This is a genomic window from Dietzia sp. SLG310A2-38A2, from assembly GCF_014145095.1.
GTDB lineage: Bacteria > Actinomycetota > Actinomycetes > Mycobacteriales > Mycobacteriaceae > Dietzia.
Genome location: NZ_JAALDX010000298.1, coordinates 1 through 3,178, shown reverse-complemented (window position 1 = coordinate 3,178; position 3,178 = coordinate 1). Strand labels below are relative to the sequence as shown.

6 protein-coding genes and 1 pseudogene are annotated in these 3,178 nt (G+C 69.0%); 5 read left to right on the top strand and 2 right to left on the bottom strand.

Annotated elements, in window-relative coordinates:
- Positions 1-389: pseudogene (locus G6027_RS11155) on the bottom strand (lipase); the annotation flags it as partial.
- 123 nt (positions 390-512) lie between these two features.
- Here G6027_RS11155 and G6027_RS11150 point away from each other — a divergent pair.
- The gene (locus G6027_RS11150; RefSeq protein ID WP_241727035.1) at positions 513-1,214 is read left to right on the top strand and encodes an O-methyltransferase; all 702 of its coding nucleotides are present in this window, start codon (positions 513-515) and stop codon (positions 1,212-1,214) included.
- 2 nt (positions 1,215-1,216) lie between these two features.
- Here G6027_RS11150 and G6027_RS11145 read toward each other — a convergent pair whose 3' ends face one another.
- Entirely contained in the window at positions 1,217-1,492 is a 276-nt protein-coding gene (locus tag G6027_RS11145; protein ID WP_182637245.1) for a WhiB family transcriptional regulator, read from the bottom strand.
- Between the two features lie 151 nt (positions 1,493-1,643).
- Here G6027_RS11145 and G6027_RS11140 point away from each other — a divergent pair, with 151 nt between their 5' ends.
- The 4 genes from G6027_RS11140 to G6027_RS11125 form a co-directional block, all read left to right on the top strand.
- On the top strand, positions 1,644-2,267 hold the full coding sequence (locus G6027_RS11140) for a response regulator transcription factor (protein ID WP_182637244.1): 624 nt from the start codon (positions 1,644-1,646) through the stop codon (positions 2,265-2,267).
- A gap of 86 nt (positions 2,268-2,353) precedes the next feature.
- A complete protein-coding gene (locus tag G6027_RS11135; protein WP_182637243.1) occupies positions 2,354-2,641 on the top strand; it encodes a metal-sensitive transcriptional regulator in 288 nt (95 codons plus the stop codon).
- A gap of 58 nt (positions 2,642-2,699) precedes the next feature.
- Positions 2,700-2,915 (top strand): heavy-metal-associated domain-containing protein, encoded by a 216-nt coding sequence (locus tag G6027_RS11130; RefSeq protein ID WP_182637242.1) that lies wholly within the window; start codon positions 2,700-2,702, stop codon positions 2,913-2,915.
- Between the two features lie 11 nt (positions 2,916-2,926).
- Positions 2,927-3,178: heavy metal-associated domain-containing protein (locus tag G6027_RS11125; RefSeq protein WP_182637241.1), on the top strand; the 252-nt coding region annotated here is incomplete at its 3' end.

The following is a 3,178-nucleotide window of genomic DNA, read 5'->3' as shown; positions in this document are numbered from 1 at the left end:
GCCTGGCCCTGGGTGCCCGGCGCGAGCACCGCGAGCGGCCGCGTCCCCGGGCCGGTCCACGGCGCACGGGGCTGGAGATAGGTCCCGGTCACGGCGATCGGCTGGTTCCTCGATCCCACGGAGGTGTACATGATCCGCTGGGCGTCGGTCGAGATCGGGCCGGCGCCGTCCGAGACGAACTCCGCCCCCGGGATCGGAGGGATCGCACCGGCGAGCGGGAACACCTCGGCCTTGACGAGCGCACCCGCGCCCGCGGGCAGCTCGGCCGGCGGTTGGTAGAACGCCGGAGCAGGGTCGTTTGACGAGCCCTGTGCGGTGGCGACCGGGGCGAGCATGGCCCCGCCGCCGATGGTGGTTGCCAGAGCGGTGGCGAATGCGGCAGCACGCATCGCGGTTCGACGAAGTAACACGGTCCCCCCGGACTTAAGGTGTCGTGAATCACTGATGAACGGAGTCTAAGACGCGGCCCTCCCGCGTGGGTCGGGCACCCTCCCGGAGCTACCGTCGGGGTCATGACCGATCACATGCCCGCCCGGGCCGACGCCACTGACCGTGACCCCCGATGGGCGGAGGTCGACGCGTTCTTCGACGAGGCGCTGGGCCTCGAGGATGAGGTGTTGCGGGGGGTGCGCGAGGCCACCGCGGCGGCGGGTCTACCCGCGATCGAGGTCTCCGCCGCCCAGGCGCAGTTCCTGGCGCTGCTGAGCCGGATGATCGGCGCGCGGCGCGTCCTGGAGTTCGGGACGCTCGGCGGGTACAGCGCGGCGAGCGTCGCCCGCGCCCTGGGTGACGACGGCGAGGTGGTCACTCTGGAAATCGACCCGCAGCATGCCGAGGTCGCGCGGGAGAACCTCGGACGGGCCGGGGTGGCCGATCGCGTGGAGGTGCTCGTGGGCCCGGCCGCGGACTCGGCGCGAGCGCTGATCGACTCGGGCACAGAGTCGTTCGACCTGGTGTTCATCGACGCCGACAAGCCCGGCAATCCGGGCTATGTCGAGCTCGCGTTGCAGTTGACGCGTCCGGGCAGCGTGATCGTGGTGGACAACGTCGTGCGCCACGGCGCGGTCGCTGACGCGGACTCCGATGATCCCGGGGTACTCGGCAGTCGAGAGGTGCTGGCGCTGCTCGGCGGCCACCCGCGACTGGAGGCGACCGCCCTGCAGACGGTGGGCGCCAAGGGCTGGGACGGCTTCGCCGTGGCCCGCGTCCGCTGAGGTCAGCCGGTGCGCAGCCGACCAGCCACCTTGTGTCGCTCCAACTCGGTCATGCCGCCCCAGACGCCGTAGAGTTCCCGCTCCTCGATGGCGTAGCGGCGGCACTGGTCGAGCACCGGGCACTGCACGCAGAGCTGCTTGGCGAGTTCCTCGTTCTTCCGCCTCGTGCCCTTGAGGTCATGGTCGTCGTTGTAGAACAGGTCCTGGTGGCCCACGCAGTTGCCGCGGTCGGCCCATGCCCATCGATCGTCCACTGCGGTCGAGGCGGTCTCAGCCAAGTGATCATCCCACTCTCGGGTCGGCGACGATTCGAAAGACAGTGCGCGGAACAACGGCCCATCATCCGCTGTATGAAACGCTCGCGACCACACCCCCAGGGGTGTAATGGCACATTCTGGAGGTCGGGGGGATCATTGCTAGGGTTTGTTCATGCCGGTCAGGGTGACAGTGGTCAACGACTACCTCGTCGTCGTAGCCGGGGTGAATGCCATCCTCTCGGAGTACGCCGACCGCATCGAGGTCGTGGAGAAGCGCGCGGTCTCCAAGGGCTCGTCCATAGTGGACGTGGCCCTGTACGACACGTTCGCCGCGCCGGTGGGCAAGCACGCCCGTCTGGCCGCGTTGCGTCAGGACCCGTCGATCGGTGCGGTCGCGGTCTACTCCTTCGCTGCGGACCAGGCTGCCGTCGACGACAGTCTGGCGTTGGGGGCGAACGGGTTCCTGTCCAAGTCCCTGACCGCTCCGGAGTTGGTCCGGGGGATAGAGGAGATCGCGGCGGGGCGCATCGTGACGATGGTGGGGCCGGGACAATCCGCCACGGGGGCCAACGACTGGCCCGCCAAGGAGGCGGGCCTCTCCGCCCGTGAAGCCGAGATGGTGGGCCTGATCGTGCAGGGCATGTCGAACCGGGAGATCGGCGACAGGTGCTATTTGTCGGGCAACACGGTCAAGACCTACATCCGCGCCGCCTACCGGAAAATGGGTGTGAGCACGCGTGCCCAGGCGGTGGCCTGGGGGATCGAACACGGCCTGAAGCCCGACCGGCAGCCCTGAGCCGCGGCTGTTCCCCGGCCGGGGATTCGGTGGCCGGGGATTCGTGTGCCTTGAAATGGATACCCTAGGGGGGTACCGTATGGTTCATGGCCGAGCACGGATACGCCCCGAACAAGGACGACCACCTCAAGCGGCTGCGCCGTATCGAGGGGCAGGCCCGCGGTCTGCAGAAGATGGTCGAGGAGGACAAGTACTGCATCGACATCCTCACGCAGGTCTCCGCCATGACCCGGGCCCTGCAGTCGCTCTCGCTCAACCTGCTCGAGGAGCACCTGGGCCATTGTGTGGCCGGCGCGATCGAGCACGGCGGCCCGGAGGCGCAGGCCAAGCTCGCCGAGGCCAACGCGGCCATCGCGCGACTGGTCAAGTCGTAGCCCGCTCATCCGGGCCGCACTCCACCCATCGCCACACCGACCACTCGAGGAGAACCCCATGACCGACACCGCCACCTTCACCGTCTCCGGGATGACCTGCGGCCACTGCGTCGTCTCCGTCAAGGAAGAGGTCTCCGAGATCCCCGGCGTCCACGCTGTAGAGGTCGACCTGGAGTCGGGCCGCCTCGTCGTCGTCTCCCCCCACCCCGTCGACCCCGCGCTCGTCCGCGCGGCCGTGGACGAGGCCGGGTACACACTCGACGCCGCGGAATGAGCTGACCGGATATGACTGACACCCGCATCGCCAGCGAGCCGGCCACTACCTTCGTCGACCTCCAGATCGAGGGCATGACCTGCGCCTCGTGCGCGAACCGCATCGAGCGCAAGCTCAACAAGCTCGACGGGGTGACCGCCGAGGTCAACTACGCCACCGAGAAGGCGCGCGTGGAGTACGCCCCCGGCGTGGAGTCACAACTCCTGCTGGACACCGTCGAACAGGCCGGGTACTCGGCGCGGTGGCCACAACCCCGCGCGCCC

Bases quoted from the DNA above. Each gene is read 5' to 3' on its own strand.
- G6027_RS11150 (WP_241727035.1), top strand. From the start codon at position 513: ATGACCGATCACATGCCCGCCCGGGCCGACGCCACTGACCGTGACCCC.
- G6027_RS11140 (WP_182637244.1), top strand. From the start codon at position 1,644: ATGCCGGTCAGGGTGACAGTGGTCAACGACTACCTCGTCGTCGTAGCC.
- G6027_RS11135 (WP_182637243.1), top strand. From the start codon at position 2,354: ATGGCCGAGCACGGATACGCCCCGAACAAGGACGACCACCTCAAGCGG.
- G6027_RS11130 (WP_182637242.1), top strand. From the start codon at position 2,700: ATGACCGACACCGCCACCTTCACCGTCTCCGGGATGACCTGCGGCCAC.